General features: G+C 48.0%; 22 protein-coding genes. 6 read left to right on the top strand and 16 right to left on the bottom strand.

The genetic code is table 11. The annotated features are described in order from the left end of the window. Position 1: 1 nt before the first annotated feature. Genes gpsA through M1L23_RS12090 form a run of 3 tightly spaced genes read right to left on the bottom strand, consistent with a single transcriptional unit; the run spans position 2 to position 2,022 of the window. Complete coding sequence (gpsA, locus tag M1L23_RS12100; RefSeq protein ID WP_252627697.1) at positions 2–1,033, bottom strand: NAD(P)H-dependent glycerol-3-phosphate dehydrogenase; 1,032 nt, start codon at positions 1,031–1,033, stop codon at positions 2–4. Then, the gene (gene secB, locus M1L23_RS12095; RefSeq protein ID WP_252627696.1) at positions 1,033–1,527 is read right to left on the bottom strand and encodes a protein-export chaperone SecB; all 495 of its coding nucleotides are present in this window, start codon (positions 1,525–1,527) and stop codon (positions 1,033–1,035) included. The genes gpsA and secB overlap by 1 nt, the downstream gene beginning before the upstream one ends. A gap of 33 nt (positions 1,528–1,560) precedes the next feature. Next, positions 1,561–2,022: a rhodanese-like domain-containing protein gene (locus tag M1L23_RS12090; protein WP_252627695.1), complete on the bottom strand. Its 462-nt coding sequence runs from the start codon at positions 2,020–2,022 to the stop codon at positions 1,561–1,563. 178 nt (positions 2,023–2,200) lie between these two features. Here M1L23_RS12090 and gpmI point away from each other — a divergent pair, with 178 nt between their 5' ends. Together gpmI and M1L23_RS12080 are read left to right on the top strand one after the other, a co-directional pair. Then, on the top strand, positions 2,201–3,742 hold the full coding sequence (gpmI, locus tag M1L23_RS12085; protein WP_252627694.1) for a 2,3-bisphosphoglycerate-independent phosphoglycerate mutase: 1,542 nt from the start codon (positions 2,201–2,203) through the stop codon (positions 3,740–3,742). 6 nt (positions 3,743–3,748) lie between these two features. After that, on the top strand, positions 3,749–4,909 hold the full coding sequence (locus tag M1L23_RS12080; protein WP_252627693.1) for a murein hydrolase activator EnvC family protein: 1,161 nt from the start codon (positions 3,749–3,751) through the stop codon (positions 4,907–4,909). Between the two features lie 4 nt (positions 4,910–4,913). On the opposite strand, the gene M1L23_RS12075 is transcribed toward M1L23_RS12080, so the two are convergent. From M1L23_RS12075 to ftsY, 5 genes are all read right to left on the bottom strand, one after another. Beyond that, positions 4,914–5,168 (bottom strand): YkgJ family cysteine cluster protein, encoded by a 255-nt coding sequence (locus tag M1L23_RS12075; RefSeq protein ID WP_252627692.1) that lies wholly within the window; start codon positions 5,166–5,168, stop codon positions 4,914–4,916. Positions 5,169–5,182: 14 nt separating this feature from the next. Then, a complete protein-coding gene (gene rpoH, locus M1L23_RS12070; protein WP_252627691.1) occupies positions 5,183–6,043 on the bottom strand; it encodes an RNA polymerase sigma factor RpoH in 861 nt (286 codons plus the stop codon). Between the two features lie 193 nt (positions 6,044–6,236). Continuing rightward, positions 6,237–7,190, bottom strand: a complete 954-nt coding sequence (gene ftsX / locus M1L23_RS12065) for a permease-like cell division protein FtsX (RefSeq protein WP_252627690.1) — start codon at positions 7,188–7,190, stop codon at positions 6,237–6,239. Further along, positions 7,187–7,885 carry a cell division ATP-binding protein FtsE gene (ftsE, locus tag M1L23_RS12060; protein ID WP_252627689.1) on the bottom strand — a complete coding sequence of 233 codons (699 nt, stop codon included), beginning with the start codon at positions 7,883–7,885 and terminating at the stop codon, positions 7,187–7,189. Before ftsE ends, ftsX begins: the two co-directional genes overlap by 4 nt. 6 nt (positions 7,886–7,891) lie before the next feature. Then, the gene (ftsY, locus tag M1L23_RS12055; RefSeq protein WP_252627688.1) at positions 7,892–9,070 is read right to left on the bottom strand and encodes a signal recognition particle-docking protein FtsY; all 1,179 of its coding nucleotides are present in this window, start codon (positions 9,068–9,070) and stop codon (positions 7,892–7,894) included. 131 nt (positions 9,071–9,201) lie between these two features. Between ftsY and rsmD the strand changes: the two genes are divergently transcribed. Further along, a complete protein-coding gene (rsmD, locus tag M1L23_RS12050; RefSeq protein WP_252627687.1) occupies positions 9,202–9,783 on the top strand; it encodes a 16S rRNA (guanine(966)-N(2))-methyltransferase RsmD in 582 nt (193 codons plus the stop codon). 13 nt (positions 9,784–9,796) lie between these two features. On the opposite strand, the gene M1L23_RS12045 is transcribed toward rsmD, so the two are convergent. Next, complete coding sequence (locus M1L23_RS12045; RefSeq protein ID WP_252627686.1) at positions 9,797–10,384, bottom strand: DUF416 family protein; 588 nt, start codon at positions 10,382–10,384, stop codon at positions 9,797–9,799. Then, positions 10,381–10,980, bottom strand: coding sequence for a YhgN family NAAT transporter (locus tag M1L23_RS12040; RefSeq protein ID WP_252627685.1), 600 nt, complete (start codon positions 10,978–10,980; stop codon positions 10,381–10,383). The genes M1L23_RS12045 and M1L23_RS12040 overlap by 4 nt, the downstream gene beginning before the upstream one ends. A gap of 119 nt (positions 10,981–11,099) precedes the next feature. On the opposite strand from M1L23_RS12040, the gene M1L23_RS12035 reads away from it, so the two are divergent. Together M1L23_RS12035 and M1L23_RS12030 are read left to right on the top strand one after the other, a co-directional pair. Continuing rightward, positions 11,100–12,095: a threonine ammonia-lyase gene (locus M1L23_RS12035; protein ID WP_252627684.1), complete on the top strand. Its 996-nt coding sequence runs from the start codon at positions 11,100–11,102 to the stop codon at positions 12,093–12,095. After that, on the top strand, positions 12,092–13,195 hold the full coding sequence (locus M1L23_RS12030; RefSeq protein ID WP_252627683.1) for an alanine racemase: 1,104 nt from the start codon (positions 12,092–12,094) through the stop codon (positions 13,193–13,195). Before M1L23_RS12035 ends, M1L23_RS12030 begins: the two co-directional genes overlap by 4 nt. A gap of 6 nt (positions 13,196–13,201) precedes the next feature. Here M1L23_RS12030 and M1L23_RS12025 read toward each other — a convergent pair whose 3' ends face one another. Genes M1L23_RS12025 through M1L23_RS12015 form a run of 3 tightly spaced genes read right to left on the bottom strand, consistent with a single transcriptional unit; the run spans position 13,202 to position 15,804 of the window. Beyond that, a complete protein-coding gene (locus M1L23_RS12025; protein ID WP_252627682.1) occupies positions 13,202–13,636 on the bottom strand; it encodes a VOC family protein in 435 nt (144 codons plus the stop codon). A gap of 16 nt (positions 13,637–13,652) precedes the next feature. Beyond that, on the bottom strand, positions 13,653–14,825 hold the full coding sequence (locus M1L23_RS12020; RefSeq protein ID WP_252627681.1) for a cystathionine gamma-synthase: 1,173 nt from the start codon (positions 14,823–14,825) through the stop codon (positions 13,653–13,655). A 7-nt stretch (positions 14,826–14,832) separates the two neighbouring features. After that, a complete protein-coding gene (locus M1L23_RS12015) occupies positions 14,833–15,804 on the bottom strand; it encodes a PLP-dependent cysteine synthase family protein (RefSeq protein ID WP_252627680.1) in 972 nt (323 codons plus the stop codon). A 208-nt stretch (positions 15,805–16,012) separates the two neighbouring features. On the opposite strand from M1L23_RS12015, the gene M1L23_RS12010 reads away from it, so the two are divergent. Beyond that, positions 16,013–16,624 carry a hypothetical protein gene (locus M1L23_RS12010; RefSeq protein WP_252627679.1) on the top strand — a complete coding sequence of 204 codons (612 nt, stop codon included), beginning with the start codon at positions 16,013–16,015 and terminating at the stop codon, positions 16,622–16,624. Here M1L23_RS12010 and M1L23_RS12005 read toward each other — a convergent pair whose 3' ends face one another. The 3 genes from M1L23_RS12005 to M1L23_RS11995 form a co-directional block, all read right to left on the bottom strand. Beyond that, entirely contained in the window at positions 16,625–17,617 is a 993-nt protein-coding gene (locus M1L23_RS12005) for a tetratricopeptide repeat protein (RefSeq protein WP_252627678.1), read from the bottom strand. 129 nt (positions 17,618–17,746) lie between these two features. Continuing rightward, positions 17,747–19,282: a YifB family Mg chelatase-like AAA ATPase gene (locus M1L23_RS12000; protein ID WP_252627677.1), complete on the bottom strand. Its 1,536-nt coding sequence runs from the start codon at positions 19,280–19,282 to the stop codon at positions 17,747–17,749. 224 nt (positions 19,283–19,506) lie between these two features. Beyond that, on the bottom strand, positions 19,507–19,625 hold a 119-nt coding region (locus M1L23_RS11995), incomplete at its 5' end, for an IS3 family transposase (RefSeq protein WP_252627753.1).

Raw genomic sequence — 19,625 nt, 5'->3', positions numbered from 1 at the left:
TTTAATTATTGCCTGTTTCGCTTTCGTTTTTTTGCGCCCGGCCTAACAAAGTATGCGCTGCCTGTACTGGCTCTTTGCCTTCGTACAACACGTAATAAAGCTGTTCTACAATGGGCATTTCAACATTGTAACGCTTGGCTAAAGCAAAAGCTTCGCGGGTATTGCGGTAGCCTTCTACTGCTTGGCCAATCGAAGCCATGGCTTGCTCAACGGTTTTGCCTTGGCCAATAGCTAAGCCAAAGCGCCGGTTACGCGACTGGTTGTCGGTGCAGGTAAGAATAAGGTCGCCTAAGCCCGCCATACCGGTAAAGGTTTCTGGCTGGCCGCCTAAGGCTAAACCCAACCGCGTGAGTTCGGCTAAGCCGCGAGTAATTAGCGCGGTACGGGTATTGGCGCCAAAACCAAGGCCGTCGGCCATGCCAGCACCAATTGCGATCACGTTTTTAACCGCGCCACCCACTTGCATGCCAATAAAGTCGTCGTTGGAATAAACTCGAAACGACTTGTCGCAATGTAAGGCGTTTGAAAGCATGGTGATAAATTTAGGTTCGGTCGCTGCCACAGAAATAGCCGTTGGCATACCAAGCGCCATTTCGCGTGCGAAAGTTGGCCCGGAAAGTACCGCTAAGGGTCGTTCTGGGCCTAGAATGTCGCCTGCTACTTCCGACAATAAACGCCCTGTTTCAGGCTCTAGCCCCTTTGTTGCCCAAGCCACACGGGCTGTTTGGCACAACGCAGGTTTAATTTGCTTCAATACCTCGGAAAACCCGTAACTTGGCACCACTACTAAAATAATGGCAGAAGCAGCTACTGCCTCAGTTAAGTTCGAAACCGGTTCGAGGCTGGCCGGAAATTGAATTCCTGGCAAATAACGTTCGTTACTGCGACTGTCGGCCATGGCTTGCATTGCGGCTGGGTCTCGCCCCCAAAGTAGGGTTCGAATACCTTTACGAGCAATACAAATAGCAAGGGCGGTGCCATAAGACCCCGCCCCTAATACTGTTACCACATTTGGGTCGCAGGTAGTGTTCATTACGCGTCTAGCTTCTGACCTTCAGCCGCTTGTTGCTGCTGAATGTGCTGAGCAAATACTGCGTCGAAGTTTACCGGTGCTAAGTTTAACTGTGGGAAAGTACCACGGTTTACTAAGTTAGCAATTGATTCGCGCGCATAAGGGAACAAAATATTTGGGCAGAATGCTGCTAAAAGTTGTGGTAATTGCTCTTCTGGTACTTCACTACCAATAGAGAAAATACCTGCTTGAGCCACTTCACATAAAAACGCAGTTTCTTCACCAATGGTGTTTTTAACCGTAAGGGTTAACACTACTTCGTGTAGGTTGTCTTCTAACTTGGTGTTGTTCACGTTCATGTCGACGCTTACTGTTGGTGCCCACTCTTTGCGGAAAATTGCCGGCGAGTTAGGCGTTTCAAACGACACGTCTTTTACATAAATACGCTGAATAGCGAATTGTGGTTCTTGTTGTTGCACGTCTTGTGCGCCTGCATTTTGTTGTTCGTCAGCCATTGTTTTTACCTTAAAAGTTCATGATGAATTGGATTATTTCTTAGTTTTCTTTTGCTTTGGTGCACTCGATGCGCGTTTACTTACAGGCATACCCGCTCCTTTCCAGGACCGCATACCACCTTGCAACACAGACACTTGACTATAACCAGCCTTCGCTAGCAGCGCTGCTGCCGTTCGTGCTGTATTTCCATAATTGCATATAGTAACAATGGGGGCATTTTTGTATTTCTCAAGCTCTTTCATGTTTCCTTGGCGAATATTTTGCAAACTAATGAGCCGAGAATTATGAATATGCCCTTGGCTGTACTCTTCCTCGCTGCGAATATCTACAAATACTCCGCCACGGTTTACCACCAGTGTCGCTTGCTGTGGACTTAAGCTTGTGACCGTTGAAAAGCGATTTTTAACGATATCTGCCACTAACATAACCAGCACACCTAACCATAGGGCGCTCATAATATAATGTTCAGTAGCAAACTCAATAATTTGGTCCATGACCTCTCCTAACATTGCCCGCACAAAAATATAGCTGCAGAGTATAACCACTATAACGCTTAGGATCAGTAAATAATCTTTGCTTGGGGTGCTTCGGGTTGTTAAATAAAGTAAACTCTTGGCACTATTATCATCGTTTCCGACGCTTTCAAAAACAAATGTTCCGCTAGGAGTAACAATGACATCTGCTGCTGTCCGTAAAAACCCACTTGTGCTTGTTATACTCGACGGCTGGGGAGACCGTGAAATGGCGCCTGATAATGCCATTGCTCATGCCCGCACACCGGTTTTAGACTCATTATATACCACTGCACCACATACATTAGTAGACGGTTCAGGCTTAGCTGTTGGCTTACCCGAAGGCCAAATGGGTAATTCTGAAGTAGGCCACATGAATTTAGGTGCCGGCCGCATTGTGTATCAAGACTTCACGCGAGTTTCTAAGGCCATTACCGACGGCGACTTTTTTGACAACCCAGTATTAGTTAAAGGCTTGGAACGCTGCGCGGCAAAAAATGGCACCGTACATATTATCGGCCTGCTTTCCCCAGGCGGCGTACACAGCCACGAAGACCACTTACTTGCCATGGCGCAAATGGCTCACCAACGCGGTGCTGAATCTATTTTAGTGCATGCATTTCTAGACGGCCGAGACACGCCGCCACGCTCTGCAGCAGCCAGCATTGAAAAGCTAGAACAAGCTTTTGTTGATATTCCCGGCGCACGCTTTGCTAGTTTATGTGGCCGTTATTATGCCATGGACCGCGACAATCGTTGGGACCGAATAGAACAGGCTTGGCTGCTACTTACAGCGGCACAAACTGATTATCCTGCGGCAACAGCAGCAGCGGGTTTAGCTGCAGCCTACGACCGTGGTGAAAGCGACGAGTTTGTGAAGCCCACTTGGATTAACGGCGCAACACCTATTGGCGACAACGACGCGGTGTTTTTTATGAACTTCCGTGCTGATCGGGCCCGTGAATTAACCCATTGTTTTGTTGATAAGGAATTTAACCATTTTGCACGCCAAGCCCCAGCGCTAAGCGATTTTATAATGCTTACGGAATACGCCGCCGACATTGACGCCCCGGCAGCTTTCCCGCCTGAAACACTAACCAATGTATTTGGTGAATGGCTAGAAAAACATAATAAAACTCAATTGCGAATTTCTGAAACTGAAAAGTACGCCCATGTAACGTTCTTTTTTAGTGGTGGCCGCGAGCAGCAATTTAAAGGTGAACAGCGTATTCTTATTCCTTCGCCCCAAGTTGCCACCTATGATTTACAGCCTGAAATGAGCTCTGAAGCTTTGACCGACGCCTTAGTTACAGCTATAAAGTCGGGTGAATTCGACGCTATTATTTGTAACTACCCCAATGGCGACATGGTAGGCCATACCGGTAACTTTGATGCCACGGTAAAAGCCTGCGAAGCCCTAGACGCTTGTGTCGGCCGCATTGTCGAAGCGTTAAAAACCTATGGTGGCGAAGCTTTAATTACCGCCGACCATGGTAATGCTGAACAAATGGCAGACCACGCCACCGGCCAGTCGCATACCGCTCATACCAGCAACTTAGTACCCTTTATTTATGTGGGCCGCGACGCTACCCCAGTAACCAGTGGCGGGCGCTTGTCTGACGTGGCCCCCACCATGCTGCACCTAATGGGTATGGAGCAGCCAGCAGAAATGACTGGCAAGACTCTTATGCAGCTGAAGTAGGTAACAATGACTGCGCGTAACTATGCTCTTGCCTGTGTGTTTTTTTTGTGCCTTAGTTTGGCCTTTACTGCCGTGGGCGCCCAACAAAGCGACGCGCGCCAAGAGCTTGCCCGTACAGAGCAACAGCTACGTGACTTACAAAAGAATATAGCCCAACAACGGCGCCAGTTTGAACGGCGCCAGCAACAACTTACCAGTACCGAGAAAGCACTGCGGGACATTGAACAAAACATTGCCACCAGCACCCAAGCCCTGCGCCGTACAGAGCAGGAAATGGGCGGTATTGAGGCACGTATTCGTGAGTTAGAAGAGGAACAAAACTTACTTCAATTAAGCTTGCAGCAACAAGCTGGTGTGCTGGCCGATCAAATTGAAGCGGCTTATCGCTCTGGTGATTATAACTTCCTGAAATTACTGCTGAATCAAGACCATCCTGGTCGCTTCGAACGCTTACTAGAATATTATCGCCATTTAAATGAAGCACGCTTAAGCCAGCTACGCAACCTACACGCCACCGAGCTGGAATTGGTTGAAGTTCAAACCAACTTGGCAGCACAGCATACCCGCTTAGCCCAACGGCGCACCGAACAAGAGCGCCAACGCAGCCGCTTGCAAACCCAGCAGAATGAGCAAGAACAGCGCGTGGCAGCACTTCAAGCAGCACAAAGCTCTACCTCTAGCGAGCTTCAGGCCATGCTGCAAAATGAACAAGAAATGACTGAATTACTTGCCGCCCTTGCCGACGTATTGCGTGCCAGCGATATCAATTTATCTGGTTTAGCTAATTTACGCGGCAAGCTACCTTGGCCATTAAGCGGTCAGTTGCGCCATCGTTTTGGTGAACAGCGAAGTAGCCAGGTTAATTGGCGCGGTATTGTTATAAACGGCACCGCTGAAGTACCCGTGCGTAGTATTGCCGACGGCAGGGTGCTATTTGCTGATTGGTTGCGGGGCTTTGGTTTAGTGATAGTGCTAGACCACGGTGAAGGCTTTATGAGTTTGTATGGTTATAACCAAGCATTAATGTTCGACGTGGGCGAGGCCGTGCGGCAAGGGCAGATTATTTCTTTAGTGGGCCAAAGTGGCGGCCAAAGTGAGCCAGGGCTGTACTTTGAAATTCGCCACCGTGGTGATCCCGTCAACCCAAGCACCTACCTAACAAAGTAATACTTTAACTACTGGTTTCTGCTTCTAACCGCGATATGTAAATAAGCGCTTCCTCGCGCGTGTTGCCGCAGGTTGTTATTTCGGCAGTAAAGTCTCGACACACTTGCGGCCGCTCGGGCTGGCCAAAAATGGCGCAGGTAAAGTCTTTGGTAAGCTGTATGCAAGGGGTATTGGCGGGTTTACCGTTAGGCATACCAGGAATGGGGCTAGAAATAGAGGGCGCGATACAACACGCACCGCACCCTATTCGACATTTCATCGATGGTATTGCTATCACTGCATGGCAGAGCGCAATTTCTTCATTGCATTCACTTCAAGTTGGCGAATACGCTCTGCAGAAACAGAGTAATAATTAGCCAAGTCTTGCAGTGTGGTTTTATCTTCTTCCAGCCAACGAGCACGTACAATGTGCTGGCTCCGTTCGTCTAAGCTCGACATAGCATAACTTAAGCGCTTGTTGTTATGCTCTTCCCAGTCTTCTTGTTCAACTTCTTCAGCAAGGTTAGAAGCATGATCTTGTAAGTACTGGGCTGGCGAAAAGTTAGCACCTTCCCGCGCATCGCTATCGTCGGAGCTTAGTTCAAAGGCAGGATCATGGGCGCTCATGCGCGTTTCCATTTCCATTACGTCGCTCGGCGTTACCCCTAATTCACGGGCAACCGTTTCTACTTCTTCACCCGTAAACCAACCTAAACGCTTTTTCGAACGGCGCAGGTTAAAGAACAACTTACGCTGTGCTTTAGTAGTAGCTACCTTAACAATGCGCCAGTTACGTAGCACGTACTCATGAATTTCTGCTTTTATCCAGTGCACCGCGAAAGAAACCAGACGTACCCCGAAAGTAGGATCAAAGCGCTTTACCGCTTTCATTAAGCCAACGTTACCCTCTTGGATAAGGTCAGCTTGGGGTAAGCCATAACCCGAATAACCACGCGCTACATGTACCACAAAGCGTAAGTGCGACATGATTAGTCGTTTTGCTGCGCTTAGGTCGCCTGATTCTTGTAGGCGTTCACCTAGTTCTATTTCTTCTTCGGGTGTTAGCATAGGAATGCGATTCACCGAAGTTATATAGGCCTCTAGACTGCCCGTTTGTGGGACTGTTATAGCCATTGAATTAATTTGATTAGTCATCGACAAACCTCTCTTCAAGCGAATGTATGACTTAAAATGCATTGTTTTCCAGCGGTTATTTTAGCTCAACATCAGCCTAAAATAACCCACTTTAAACGCTCAAAACATTAGAGCCATAAACCGGTTAAAAGTTCCCGGAAACTTGCATTCTAGCAGAGCTAGAGCGTCGCGCAAGTAGGAACAAACCTATGTTTTACCGCGGCTCAATAGCCGCCACATGCCGGCGCACAGCAATAAAAGAACCTATTAGCCCTAACACCACTGCAACCAGCCATAAAATCATCAGTTCGGTAAAGTTCAAACCTGACAACTGAAACGAGCTGTCGTAAAGAACCGTTACTCCCGACACTGCTCGAGCTATCCAAAAAACAAGTATTGCAGTGGCTATCCACGCCACTACACCACCTATTATACCATACCAAAAGCCCGTATATAGAAATGGTCGCTGGATATAAGCATCAGTAGCGCCAACCAGCTTCATAACAATAATTTCGTCGCGCCGATTTAAAATCATCAGCCGTATGGTATTACCTACAATAAGTACAACCGCCGCACACAATAACACCGCAAGTGCACCTAGTACATCTTCAACAAAACGAACCAAAGCTTGCAGTCGTTCTAGCCACTGCAAGTCTAAACTTGCTGAGCTTACTTCGCGCTCTTGTTGTAATTGCGCTAACAAACCTTGCGCCCGCTCAACCGACTTAAAATCTGCCTGGGGCAACACCACCAGCACGTCGGGCAATGGGTTTTCGTCTAAATAGTCGAGCGCACTCCCAAAACCCGAGCTTTCACGAAAATCGCGCAGGCCGGCATCGCGCATTATAATTTGCACTTGCTCTACGTCATTTCTTAATTCGATACGCTTAGCAAAGGTTTCCACGTCGTGCTGTTTCAAATCTTTACGCAAATACAAACTTATTTCGGCCGCGTCGCTTAAACCCACCGTAGCTGCTTGGCTATTTTTAACCACTACATATAACGTGCTTGGTAAGGTTAAGCTTAGCCCTAATACCGCAATAGTCATCATGGACGCCCACGGATTACGCGTTAGCTCACCCAAACTTCCTAACGCTTGCTGAAGATTATGCACCCAGAACATGACAAAACGACGCCAAGCCGATATTTTCACTTTACCGCTATTCATAAAACAGCTCCGTCTAGCTGCTCCGAATGATGCGCAAGACCGTCATTAATCATTTGGCCATTTTTTAACGTTAAGGTGCGGTATTTCATACGTGCAATCAGCCCTAAGTCGTGGGTTGCAATTAACACGGCTACCCCCACGTCGTTAAAGCTTTCAAATAAGCGCATAATTTCCATTGACAATTTTGGGTCTAGGTTTCCTGTTGGCTCGTCGGCGAGCAATAAAGGCGGCTTGTTTACAATAGCTCGAGCAATGCCTACTCGCTGTTGTTCGCCGCCTGAAAGCATCATTGGGTAATGACGCTCTTTGCCTGCTAAACCCACCTTATCAAGCGCAGCTTGTACTCGTTTGCGGGCTTCGCCTTGCGTGTAGCCTTCTATATAAAGCGGCAAGGCCACGTTATCGAAAATAGTTTTATCGATAAGTAAGCGGTGGTCTTGAAAAATCATGCCTATGTCGCGGCGTAAGTAAGGTACTTGTTTGCGCCCTACTTTGCGTAAGTCGTGGCCATTAATAGCTACGCGGCCAATAGACGCCCGCTCCATTAATGAAATTAACCTTAGAAGCGTGGTTTTGCCTGCTCCACTATGACCCGTAAGAAACGCCATTTCGCTTTGTTCAAGCCTGAAACTCACTTGTTTAAGTGCCTGAAAGCCGCCTGGGTAAGTTTTACTTACTTGTTCAAAGTGGATCATAGCGTGTTAGGTATCCTTTGCCTCGTTGTTAGCAAACAAGGCGGCCACAAATTCGTTGGCATTAAAGGGCCGCAAGTCTTCCAGTTGTTCGCCTACGCCAATATAACGTATAGGTATTTTAAATTGATCTGCCAACGCAAAAATAACTCCACCTTTGGCTGTGCCGTCTAATTTAGTCATTACTAAACCCGTTAACGGAACGGTTTCGTTAAATAAATTCGTTTGGCTAATTGCGTTTTGGCCGGTACCAGCGTCGAGAGTTAGCATAACCTCGTGGGGCATATTCGGGTCTATTTTTTGCATAACCCGAACAATTTTCCGTAATTCTTCCATTAGGTTAGACTTATTTTGCAAACGCCCTGCCGTGTCAGCTAACAATACATCAATACCCCGAGCTTTTGCAGCTTCTACCGCATCGTACAATACCGACGCACTATCGGCGCCCGTATGCTGGGTAATAACCGCTATATCGTTCCGTTCACCCCATACTTGCAGTTGTTCTACCGCAGCAGCACGGAAAGTGTCGCCTGCTGCCAACATAACCGACTTTCCTTCAGCTTTAAATTGGCGAGCTAACTTACCAATCGTAGTGGTTTTACCCACCCCGTTTACACCCACCATTAAAATAACAAAAGGACCTTCGTGGTTTTCTGGAATAATAAGGGGCTGGTTCACTGGCTCAAGTAAGCGCGCCATTTCTTCTTTTAAACGGTCGTATAAAGCTTCCGCGTTTTGTAACTCATGGCGCGACGCGTGCTCGGTTAATAGCTCGATAATACGTGAGGTGGTTTCAATGCCAACGTCGGCCATTAACAAATGGGTTTCTAGCTCTTCAAACAGCTCGTCATCAATTTTTTTGCCGCGGAATAAATTACTTAAACCACTGCCTAAACTACCTGAAGTTTTCTGTAAGCCTTCCCGTAGTCGTTGCAACCAGCTTTTCTTCTTCGGCCGAGTGGCCGTTACAGTTTCTGGCTCTGCTGGGGCAGATTCAGCTTCAACCGCAGGTTTAGATTCAGATTCGGGTTTTGGTTCTGGTTCAATTGTAACGGGCTCGACGGGCGCTGGCTCTTCTGCGTTTTCTACCGGCACTTCTTGCTCGGGCACCTGAGGGTCTACCGAGTCGGTGTCAACGGTCTTTTTACGCCTGAACCACGATGAAAAAAGAGAGCCTTTCTCACTCATATCACATACTTCTCCGAGAAAAATAAATCATAACATAGGTGGCTTATCTTATTGCCTCCATCATACGGGCAATTCATGTATCATTTCACCTATGAGCGGGTAAACATTTTGTTTTAAATTAGGACATACCAATGGCGCGAAAAAAAACAACTGCAGCGATGGGCCAAATCAGAATCATTGGTGGCCGTTGGCGTGGTCGCAAGCTACCAGTATTAGACGCTGACGGACTGCGTCCAACTACCGACAGATTAAAAGAAACCGTGTTTAACTGGCTGCAGTTTAAACTCGCCGACGTACAGGTACTCGATATATTTGCCGGCACCGGCAGCCTAGGTATTGAAGCCCTTTCTCGCGGTGCCGCCCATGTTATATTTTTTGAGCAGGAGCCCGCATCAGCCCAACAATTAACAACCAACCTTGCCACACTTCAAGCAGAAAACATAAGCCAGGTGCACCCTGGCAACGCCTTAACGTTATTAGCACAGGCTTCCGTACAGCAAGCCTGTAACCTGGTGTTTATTGACCCACCGTTCCATAAAAACCTTGCCAACCAAGCCATAGAGTTACTGGCTAAACACAATTGGCTGGCTGAAAACGCCTTGGTTTACCTTGAAACAGAAGTTAATGCTGCAATACAGTTACCAAGCCATTGGAATTTACAGAAAGAAAAAATAATGGGTCAATCAAGTGCTCGTCTTTATCTTACCAGCTAACCAACCTAGCAACTTACAAGCCTAAGTTAGAATGGCCTTCTTCGCGAGCAATTTGGCGAACGTCGCGAACTAACCCTTTCGTTACGACTCCCACTCGCTCAAGGTATTCTACCATGGCCTCTTGGGTGGCTTCTTCGTAAAGCATAAGTTCATGGTTTTCAATTGCTTCAGCGCGTGCGGCGGCATCGTTTATATCGGCACATTCGCCTAACTCTAAATAATGCGCCACACTACCTTGCGAAATTTTAGCCACGTCTAAAAAGGGGCCCGCTTCCCGATCAGCTAACCCTTGGGCTAAACTACTTAGCGCTGTACAGGCTGCAATAGCCGGATAAACACCCAGTACATCGTGCTCTATTTCGCTGGGCGTTACGGTTTCTATTTTTTCTTGCCAGCGCTCCCAGTCTGCCCCTTTACCGGTGGCAAACTTGTCCCATATAGCATTCAGCATGCCACGCAATATTTTGCTGTCGCCTGCCTGCATTTGCTCAGCAAACAAGTCGTAGTTTGGGAGTAGGCGCTCACATAAGTAAGCTGCTAACACGCCTTGGCTATCGGGTTCAAGGGCCCGAATACGTTGGAATAAGGTACGCCGGCTCATGCCAGCGCACCTTGTTCAACATATTGCATAATGCCGTCGAGGAACATTTGCACCGCAATCATAATCAAGATCATACCCATTAAGCGTTCGATAGCGTTTAAGCCTCGCTGACCTAAAGCACGTAAAAACACATTACTAAACATAAGTACGGTTGCCGACACTAACCAGGCGCCAACAGCAGCTATGGTCCAGTCGAGCATACGATCGGGCGACTGGTTCGCTAACAGTATCAGCGACGCCAGTAACGACGGCCCTGAAATTAATGGCGTGGCTAAGGGTACTAAAAATGGCTCTTCACCCGCGGGTAAGCCAAGTACTCCACCTGGTTGCGGGAAAATCATTCGCAAAGCAATAATAAAAAGAATAATACCGCCGGCAATACCTACCGCTTCTTGGCGTAACCCTAAGCTTTCTAATAGGCCCGTGCCCGCATATAAGAAAATAAGCATAATAATTAAGGCGAAAATAAGCTCACGCGCCAACACCACACGACGACGCTTAGGTTCAATATGACGCAGTACTGAAAGAAAAATAGGCAAGTTGCCTAGTGGGTTCATAATCAGTAATAACGTAATCGAAGCCGTCCAAATATCCATTCTTATCTCCTGAAGTGCGGTTCTTAGTGCGCTAATTGGGCTAGCCTGTTGAGGCCAGCATAGTGTACTCTTTTGGTCAGTTCATCACCAGTAACTCCTAACATAGAAAGAGGCAAAAAGTGGCAGCATGGCAGTCTGCGGCAGGTTTCGGCGCAATTAACCTTGCCGCCGTGCACCAAGCCGAACAGTTAATCGCACCCTATATTGTAAAAACCCCAGTGTTACAAAGCTTTGCATTAAATGAGTTAGTGAACGGCACGTTGTTTTTCAAGTGCGAAAACCTTCAGCGTACGGGGGCTTTTAAGTTTCGTGGCGCCTGTTACTCACTACTAAAACTTACCGCCGAACAACGTGCTGGTGGCGTTTACACCGTGTCTTCTGGAAACCATGGCGCCGCGCTCGCTTGTGCGGGTCAAATGCTTAATATTCCAGTTCATGTGGCTGTTCCAGTAACTGCGCCAGCTTTTAAGAAGGCCAACATTGCCCGTTATGGCGCAAAAATAACGGAAATAAGTGCAGGCATGCCCGCTCGCCAAGCGTTTATTGACCAACAACAGCAAGCAGCCCCAAACGCGCTTTTTATTCCTCCTTATAACCACGCCGACATTATTGTGGGCCAAGGTACCGCGGCTCTTGAGCTGATTAAACAAGTGCCTGGCATAGACAATTTAATTACTCCTGTGGGTGGCGGTGGTTTATTGGCTGGCACCTGCATGGTGGGTCACAGCCAGAATATGACCGTGTACGCCGCTGAGCCAGAACGGGCCGACGATGCTTGGGCGTCGCTACAAAGTGGTAAAATTGAACCTTCACGTGGTTTAGTGAGTATATGTGACGGTTTACTTACCCAATTAGGTGAACTTACTTTTCCAATTATTCAAAGTGACGTAGCGGCAATATTAAAAGTAAGCGACCTCGACGTAGTACAGGCCATGAAGCTTGTTTGGCAAGAGCTTAAAATTATTATTGAGCCTTCGTCGGCCACGGTGTTAGCTGCTGTACTGGCTTACCCTGATTTTTTTGCCAACAAAACCACCGGGCTTATTTTAAGTGGCGGTAACCTCGACGTTACCTGTTTGCCTTGGCCTGTTACCCCATTGGAGATGACGTCATGAAAATTAATTGGGACACAATTGCCGGCCCCACGGTATTAATAAACCGCCGCCGTGCCCAGCACAATATTCGTACCATGCAAGAAAAAGCCAATGCAGCTGGGGTTGCCCTACGGCCGCACTTCAAAACCCACCAATCAAACTTTATTGGCAAATGGTTTGGGCCACCCGAAAGCACCCCTATTGCCGTGTCGTCACTGACTATGGCGCAGCAATTTGCCGACGCCGGCTGGACCGACATTCATATTGCTATTCCGCTTAACCCACGCGAATTGCCTGCCCTAAATAGTTTAGCCAGCCGAGTAAGTTTAACCTTAACCATTGAGCACGAAGACGCTTTAGCCGTCATAAATAATATTACCCATGCGCTTAAGGTGATGGTTGAAATAGACACCGGATACGGCCGTACCGGTATGCATTGGCAACAACACAACCGTATTCGGTCGTTGCTCGATGCCTTACAAGCACAGCCCAAGGTGCAGCGCATTGGCTTAATGGTGCATAGTGGCCACAGCTATAACGCCACGGGCGACGCGGCTATTCAAGCGGTGCATCAAGAAAGTTCAGCGCGTTTAAAAGAGTTGATAGATATGATGGCGTGGCACGGCAGCCCGCTTTGGGTGTCGACTGGCGACACGCCCACTTGTAGCCGTATGGACAGTTTTCCTATGGCCAATGAAATTCGCCCAGGCAATTATGTGTTTTACGACTTGCAGCAAAAAACCATTGGCGCCTGCAACTGGCAAAATATTGCCTTAGCCATGGCCTGCCCTGTTATTGCTCGCTACCCAGAGCGCAATGAAGTGGTGGTTCATGGTGGTGCCGTGCACTTTGGAAAAGACTGGGTAGATACCACCCAGCCTAATGGCAGCAGCGAACGTATTTTCGGACAGGTTATGCACAATACCGCCAACGGCTGGGGGGCGCCTATTACCGATGCCGTGGTGATTAGCCTTTCCCAAGAGCATGGAAAATTACGTTTGCCCGCCGCTATGGTGCGTGAACTTAAGCTTGGTGACTTAGTTATTATAGTGCCGCCACATTCGTGCTTAACGATGAATGCGGCGGTAGCCACGGAACACTTTATTTGTTTTGACGACTAATTTACCTTAACTGGCAAACAACTGGTTTAGGTCGACAAATGCTTTGAATTCAAGGGCATTGCCTGAGTAGTCATAGAAAAACATGGTGGCTTGTTCGCCTGGTTGGCCTTCAAAGCGAAGGTAAGGCTCTATAACAAATTCAATACCAGCGGCACGTACGCGATCCGCCAAAGCTTGCCACTGCTCCATGCCCAGTACCACGCCAAAATGAGGCACCGGCACATTATGCCCATCCACGGCATTGTGTGCCGGTGGCAAAATTCGCTCCGGCGCCACGTGAGTTACCAATTGGTGGCCAAAAAAGTTCCAGTCAATCCATTGCTCCGAGCTACGCCCTTGCGCGCAACCAAGCACATTCGCATAAAATGATCGAGCGTGTTCAAGGTTATCCACTGGAATAGCCAAGTGAAATGGCTGTACGCTTTGTTGCTTGTTACTCATGCTTTATGTTCCTTATTCACATGGCCGCCAATGCTTGCTCTAGGTCGGCAATTAAGTCGGCGGTGTCTTCAATACCCACTGAAATACGGACAAAGTTGTCGTGAATACCTAGTTTTTCGCGAGTTTCTTTTGGTATCGACGCATGGGTCATAATGGCTGGATGTTCAATTAAGCTTTCTACCCCACCTAGGCTTTCTGCTAAGGCAAATATTTTCACCTGCTCTAAAAAAGTGCGGGCATGGCTCAAATCACCGTCTAAGAAAATAGAAATCATCCCGCCAAAGCCGTGCATTTGTTTTTTAGCGAGTTCGTGCTGCGGGTGGCTTGTTAAACCAGGATGTATTACTTTCCGCACCCGTGGGTGCTGCTCTAGCCACTGGGCAATTTCTAGTGCCGCTTCATTATGTTGGCGCATACGCAAGGCTAAGGTTTTCACTCCACGCAATGCAAGGTAACTGTCGAAAGGGCCAGCAACAGCACCAACGGCGTTTTGTAAAAAGGTCATTTTTTCAATTAAATCGTTACGCTCACCTACCACCGCAATGCCGCCTACCATGTCGGAATGGCCATTTAAATATTTGGTTGCTGAATGCATCACCATATCGGCACCTAGTTCTAACGGGCGTTGGTTATAGGGCGTGGCGAAGGTATTATCCACCACTACCACCATGTCTTCGCGGTGGGCATGGCCAATCGCTGCTATGGCTGCAATGTCGACCAGTTTCAGCATAGGGTTACTCGGCGTTTCAATCCAAATCATGCGGGTTTCAGGCTTTAATGCTGCTTTAATGGCGTCTAAGTTGGCTAAATCCACATAGCTAAACTGCAACCCAGCAGAGCGCTCGCGTACCTTATCAAACAAACGGAAACTACCGCCGTATAAGTCGTCCATGGCAATCACATGGTCGCCGGAATCGAGCACTTCCAACATAGTCGAAGTAGCTGCCATACCCGAAGCAAAGGCATAGCCTTGTTGCCCGCCTTCTAAATTTGCCACCGAGCGTTCCCAAGCAAACCGAGTGGGGTTGTGGGAGCGTGAGTACTCAAAACCTGAATGCACACCAGGGCTTTTTTGCACATACGTAGAACTGGTCACTATTGGCGGCATCACCGCACCTGTTACTGGCTCAGGCTCTTGGCCACCATGAATGGTTCGGGTGGCAAAAGCTAAGTTTTTATTGTCGCGCATAGAGCACCTATTCGTTTTCAAAATTCTGAGCGGCAAGCCACTCGTCATTAAATAGTTTAGATAAATAGCGCGCACCCGTGTCGCACACTAAGGTCACTACGCGCTTCGGTTCGGTTTGGGCTTGGCAGTATTGCAACGCAGCGGCAATCAGCGTGCCCGACGACGACCCAACCAACAGGCCTTCTTTTAGTGATACGTCTCGTGCAACTTGGAAGCTTTCTTGGTCCGAAATTGCATAAGCCGTGCTCGCCAATTCAAGCTCACAAATATTAGGCACAAAATCTTCGCCAATACCTTCGACGCGCCAGCTGCCAGCCTTAGGCGTTTTCCCTTCGTTAAGGAGCGGCGCTAAAATAGAGCCTTCTGGATCGGCAAGCACTAATTCCACATCACTTTTTTGTTCCCGCAAATAACGGCCAATGCCCGTTAGGGTTCCGCCCGAGCCAACACCACACACAAAAGCGTCGAGTTTGGCGTCCATTTGCTGCCAAATTTCTGGGCCAGTGGTTTCATAGTGAGCTTGCACGTTGGCAGGATTTTCAAATTGGTTGATATAAAAAGCGCCACGCTCTTTGCTTATGCGTTCCGCAACGTCTTGATAATACTCAGGGTGGCCTTTTTGCACATCGGAGCGGGTTTCAATTACTTCTGCACCCAGTGCTTTTAAATTATATAGCTTTTCGCGGCTCATTTTGTCGGGCATCACAATAATAAGCGCATAGCCTTTTTGTGCTGCTACTATGGCTAAGCCCAAGCCCGTGTTACCTGCGGTTGCTTCTATTAAGGTGTCGCTAGGAGATATCTCGCCAGCTTTTTCAGCAGCTTCTATCATATAAACAGCGATACGATCTTTAATCGACATACTAGGGTTATGTGTTTCTAACTTTAAGTATAACTGGCATAACCCAGTGTCGAGATAATTCACACGCACCATAGGCGTGTTGCCAATCATTTCTAACGCATTACCAAATACTTTCATATCACTCTCTTCAGCACATATTATTTATAGGAATGCTTTGTCATTTATAGTACAAGACCTAACCCTGCCCTACCATTCGAATCAACGCTACGTTATATCAACTTTGCCAGCTACTTATTCAACCCAAATAACTCGCCTGTAGAATACGTATAATAATAGGTACTATAGGTGTAGTGCTGAATTCGAATTTTTCCTAAAAGGTAAATATATGAACACAAGGTCTGGTTTTTTATCACTAGCGGTTGCCCTACCATTATTAGCAGCTTGTAGCCCTGCTGCAGAAAGCCCACAAGATGAGTTTTTTGCTTCCTTGGCAGCCCATTGTGGTAATTCATACGAAGGTCGGGTCAGTGTTGGTGACCCCGAACTTGACGCCGACTGGATGGCCGCTCGCATTGTAATTGAAGTGAAAGAATGCAGCACAAATCGTATTCGTGTGCCTTTACACGTCGACAACGACCATTCACGCACTTGGGTATTTAGCCGTAGCGTAGATGCTTTGGAGCTTAAACACGACCACCGTTTAGCCGACGGCAGCCATGACCCTGTCACTGGTTATGGCGGCAGTACCTTTACTATTGGCACTGCCAACAACCAAGTGTTCCCAGCCGACGATTACAGCAAAGTGCTGTTTTCTGAGCATGATATGCCGGCATCTGTAGGCAATACTTGGGTGGTGTCTTTCCCGAATGCTTCTACGTTGCGTTACCAGTTACTTCGAGACGAACGCGACTTTCAAGTTGAAGTTGACTTGAGCAAGCCCATAGCAACTCCCCCAGCACCTTGGGGTTGGCTCGACAATGAAGAATACAGCTGGTAGTTAGCCGTCTAACTTTTTAATTAAGCCGGTTAAATTAGTATCACCGCTTGCCAGCAGCTCTGCTGCTGTGCGGTGTTCAGCCACTAAGGCGGGTTCGCCTAAATGTTGAAACACTTGCGCCAACCGCGCATGCACAAAGCCCATGCCAATACCTTCAGGTAACTGCTCGGTGGTAATTAATGCCATTAAACGCTCTCGGCCCGTTGCTAAATGAGTGCCCGATTCAGCTGCAAGTTTGCCCCATTGGTAGTCTACCTTCAGCTGGTACGCTGCAATTTCTTCGCTCGTATTTCGGGCTGTCTCTTGCTCTTCAGCATCTCGTTCTAAGCTAACGCCTAGCGTCTGTAATAACTCGTCTAACTGAGTTAATTGCACAGCCCCTGCTTCATAATCTTCATGATTAATAAGGTAAGTAGCTAAGTTAAAGCGCGGGGGAATTTCTTTCGGAGCAAATTCAATCCACTCAAAATGGGCTGCCTTTACTACGTCCAAACTTGCTTCTTGTGCAAATGCTAAATTTGCTTTTAGAGGGTACTGCCAAGGCGAATCGAGTGCTTGTAAATGCGCCAAAATTGCCGCTGCTTTATCTTTGTCACCGCCAATCAACCCTGGTGCAGCACCGTAAAATAGCGCCAAAGAAAAGCTAGCAAGTTCGTGGTTAGGGTCTATTTCCACTGCTTTTTCCCAGTCTTTACGCATGCCCCTAGCAATAAATGGCGCCCGTACCACGGAAGCTTCTGCCAGCTTAAAAGGCGCTAAGCTGCCCTTTATAAAATAATAGTCGGCCGTGTGACCAAATGTTGAGCGCAGCGACTTCAGCTCGTCTTCTGCTTCCTTTAGCCGCCCCTCGGAAGCCATTGCCATCACCTGCCGCAGCTCGTCGGGTAATGTGTCTATTTGAAGTTGAACACTAGCAGCTACCGCTGGCTGGCTTGTTATTCCAATGCAAAGAGAAATAACAACAGCGAACAAAAAAACTTTGATTAATTTCATGAACCCACCTTAGAAGTTGCTCGCTGCTCTTGTCGCTTTCACTGTAAAGCGACTGTCGTTGCGCATGTTTTTCATTCTTTTAACTTTACAGTAGATACACAAATACAACAAAGGTTCGGTAGGTGAACATTACAATTCCTTTAGCCTTGCTAGCAACGTGTCTAAAGCACGATAACTCATCGCTTCGGCTAAGTGCGGCCGAGCAATATGCTCCAACCCAGCTAAGTCGGCAATGGTGCGCGCTAAACGTAAGGTGCGATGATAGGCCCGGTGCGACAACTGCAACTTTTCAATCGCGTTAACAAGAAAGTCATGATCTTCCGCTTCTAATACACATATATTGTGTAACTGCTTCACATCTAGCTCCGTATTTAGCCCCCCTTGGCGTTGGTACTGAATATCACGAGCGGCTGCTACTTGCTGAGCAAGCTCCGCCGTTGTTTCAGTATTCGGCGTTAAGCTTTTTGTTTGCCTATGGCGCAGCACCTCCGGTTGCCGGGGCACTTCAACTTGTAAGTCTATTCGGTCTAAAAATGGCCCTGAAAGCCGACCTAAGTATTTTAATATTTGATCTGGCGTGGCTCGCGCTGAAGCAATGTCACCATCGAACTGACCACACGGCGAAGGATTCAGCGCACACACCAACTGAAACCGAGCCGGATATTCTGTTTGTTGTTTCGCGCGGCTTATATGAACTCGGCCCGACTCAAGCGGTTCACGCAACGAGTCCAGCACATGGCGGGGCATTTCTGTCAGCTCATCTAAAAATAAAATGCCACGGTGGGCTAAAGTTATTTCACCAGGGCGAGGAATAGATCCACCCCCCACTAAAGCGGTAGCCGAACACGAATGATGGGGGCTACGAAAAGGCCGTTGGCGCCAACTACTTAATTCAAAGGGTTGGTTGCTGAGCGATTGTATTGCTGCCACTTCAAGTGCGTGGGCTTCATTTAATGGCGGCATTAGCCCGTTCATACGCTTTGCCAACATGGTTTTGCCGGTTCCCGGAGGCCCAACAAATAAAACGTGGTGGCCACCTGCAGCCGCTAACAATAATGCACGCTTGGCCAAAGGCTGACCTTGTACATCGGCCATATCAGGCCCTTGTTGTATTTGCGTATCAAGCTCGGCGGGCTCAACCAGCGTCAATTTTGCACGCTGGGTAAGGTGCAATACTGCCGTTTCTAAGTCTGACACAATAAAGGCCATGGATTTACGCAGCAATGCTGCTTCAGCTTGGTTCGCCGGCGGGATCAAGGCTGTGCGCTTAGCCTGTTGGGTGGCAAGTAATGCGGGCAGCATACCCGGCACCGTACGCAACGCACCGTCGAGCGCTAGTTCGCCATAACATTCTATTTGCTCCAGGGCCGAGCCGGGTATGGCATCGTTGGCAGCAAGAATACCGAGCGCAATGGCCAAGTCAAACCGCGCGCCGTGTTTGGGAAGCTCCGCAGGCGAAAGGTTCACCGTAATGCGCGCCACCGGAAACTCTAGCCCGCTATTTATAATGGCCGTGCGAACCCTGTCTTTGGCTTCTCGTACCGTGGTTTCCGGCATGCCTATAATTTGAAAGGCCGGCAGCCCTCGGCCCAGGTTTACTTCTACCTTTACTTCCGGTGCATCCATGCCAACTTGCGCGCGGCATATCACCACAGCAAAGCCCATAACGCCTCCTTGCGTATGCTTATATTTTTATGGCACTAAGTGTAGAGGTAAAGTCGATAGTAAAGAAAGTGGGCAATAACGGAAATATAAGCCAAGCCACAACAAAATGGATTCCTTTGTAACAACAGCAAGTTCACATTTCTCAGCTGTTTAGCGTTGTCCGTTACTACCTTCAGCTAGCAGTTTACCGTCTAGCGCGAAGCCACCTTAGCTTAATGTACTGGTCAAGCCCAAGTGGACACGTTTAATTGATGATTTTCATACTCAACCGGAGTCATATCACCATTAGACGTATGCAGTCTTTTTAGGTTGTAATACTTCATATAAGCAGCTACATCGGCTG

The organism is Aliidiomarina quisquiliarum (genome assembly GCF_023922585.1).
In the GTDB taxonomy this organism is placed as follows: Bacteria; Pseudomonadota; Gammaproteobacteria; order Enterobacterales; family Alteromonadaceae; genus Aliidiomarina; species Aliidiomarina quisquiliarum.
This window is presented reverse-complemented; position numbering and strand designations above follow the sequence as displayed.

Excerpts from the sequence above, each read along its gene's own strand:
- ftsE (WP_252627689.1), bottom strand. The coding sequence starts at position 7,885 with ATGATCCACTTTGAACAAGTAAGTAAAACTTACCCAGGCGGCTTTCAG.
- M1L23_RS12005 (WP_252627678.1), bottom strand. The coding sequence starts at position 17,617 with ATGAAATTAATCAAAGTTTTTTTGTTCGCTGTTGTTATTTCTCTTTGC.
- ftsX (WP_252627690.1), bottom strand. The coding sequence starts at position 7,190 with ATGAATAGCGGTAAAGTGAAAATATCGGCTTGGCGTCGTTTTGTCATG.
- M1L23_RS12075 (WP_252627692.1), bottom strand. The coding sequence starts at position 5,168 with ATGAAATGTCGAATAGGGTGCGGTGCGTGTTGTATCGCGCCCTCTATT.
- M1L23_RS12030 (WP_252627683.1), top strand. The coding sequence starts at position 12,092 with ATGAAAATTAATTGGGACACAATTGCCGGCCCCACGGTATTAATAAAC.
- rsmD (WP_252627687.1), top strand. The coding sequence starts at position 9,202 with ATGGCGCGAAAAAAAACAACTGCAGCGATGGGCCAAATCAGAATCATT.
- M1L23_RS12090 (WP_252627695.1), bottom strand. The coding sequence starts at position 2,022 with ATGGACCAAATTATTGAGTTTGCTACTGAACATTATATTATGAGCGCC.
- M1L23_RS12025 (WP_252627682.1), bottom strand. The coding sequence starts at position 13,636 with ATGAGTAACAAGCAACAAAGCGTACAGCCATTTCACTTGGCTATTCCA.
- M1L23_RS12080 (WP_252627693.1), top strand. The coding sequence starts at position 3,749 with ATGACTGCGCGTAACTATGCTCTTGCCTGTGTGTTTTTTTTGTGCCTT.
- M1L23_RS12010 (WP_252627679.1), top strand. The coding sequence starts at position 16,013 with ATGAACACAAGGTCTGGTTTTTTATCACTAGCGGTTGCCCTACCATTA.
- M1L23_RS12015 (WP_252627680.1), bottom strand. The coding sequence starts at position 15,804 with ATGAAAGTATTTGGTAATGCGTTAGAAATGATTGGCAACACGCCTATG.
- gpsA (WP_252627697.1), bottom strand. The coding sequence starts at position 1,033 with ATGAACACTACCTGCGACCCAAATGTGGTAACAGTATTAGGGGCGGGG.
- M1L23_RS12020 (WP_252627681.1), bottom strand. The coding sequence starts at position 14,825 with ATGCGCGACAATAAAAACTTAGCTTTTGCCACCCGAACCATTCATGGT.
- rpoH (WP_252627691.1), bottom strand. The coding sequence starts at position 6,043 with ATGACTAATCAAATTAATTCAATGGCTATAACAGTCCCACAAACGGGC.
- gpmI (WP_252627694.1), top strand. The coding sequence starts at position 2,201 with ATGACATCTGCTGCTGTCCGTAAAAACCCACTTGTGCTTGTTATACTC.
- secB (WP_252627696.1), bottom strand. The coding sequence starts at position 1,527 with ATGGCTGACGAACAACAAAATGCAGGCGCACAAGACGTGCAACAACAA.
- M1L23_RS12040 (WP_252627685.1), bottom strand. The coding sequence starts at position 10,980 with ATGGATATTTGGACGGCTTCGATTACGTTATTACTGATTATGAACCCA.
- M1L23_RS12000 (WP_252627677.1), bottom strand. The coding sequence starts at position 19,282 with ATGGGCTTTGCTGTGGTGATATGCCGCGCGCAAGTTGGCATGGATGCA.
- M1L23_RS12045 (WP_252627686.1), bottom strand. The coding sequence starts at position 10,384 with ATGAGCCGGCGTACCTTATTCCAACGTATTCGGGCCCTTGAACCCGAT.
- ftsY (WP_252627688.1), bottom strand. The coding sequence starts at position 9,070 with ATGAGTGAGAAAGGCTCTCTTTTTTCATCGTGGTTCAGGCGTAAAAAG.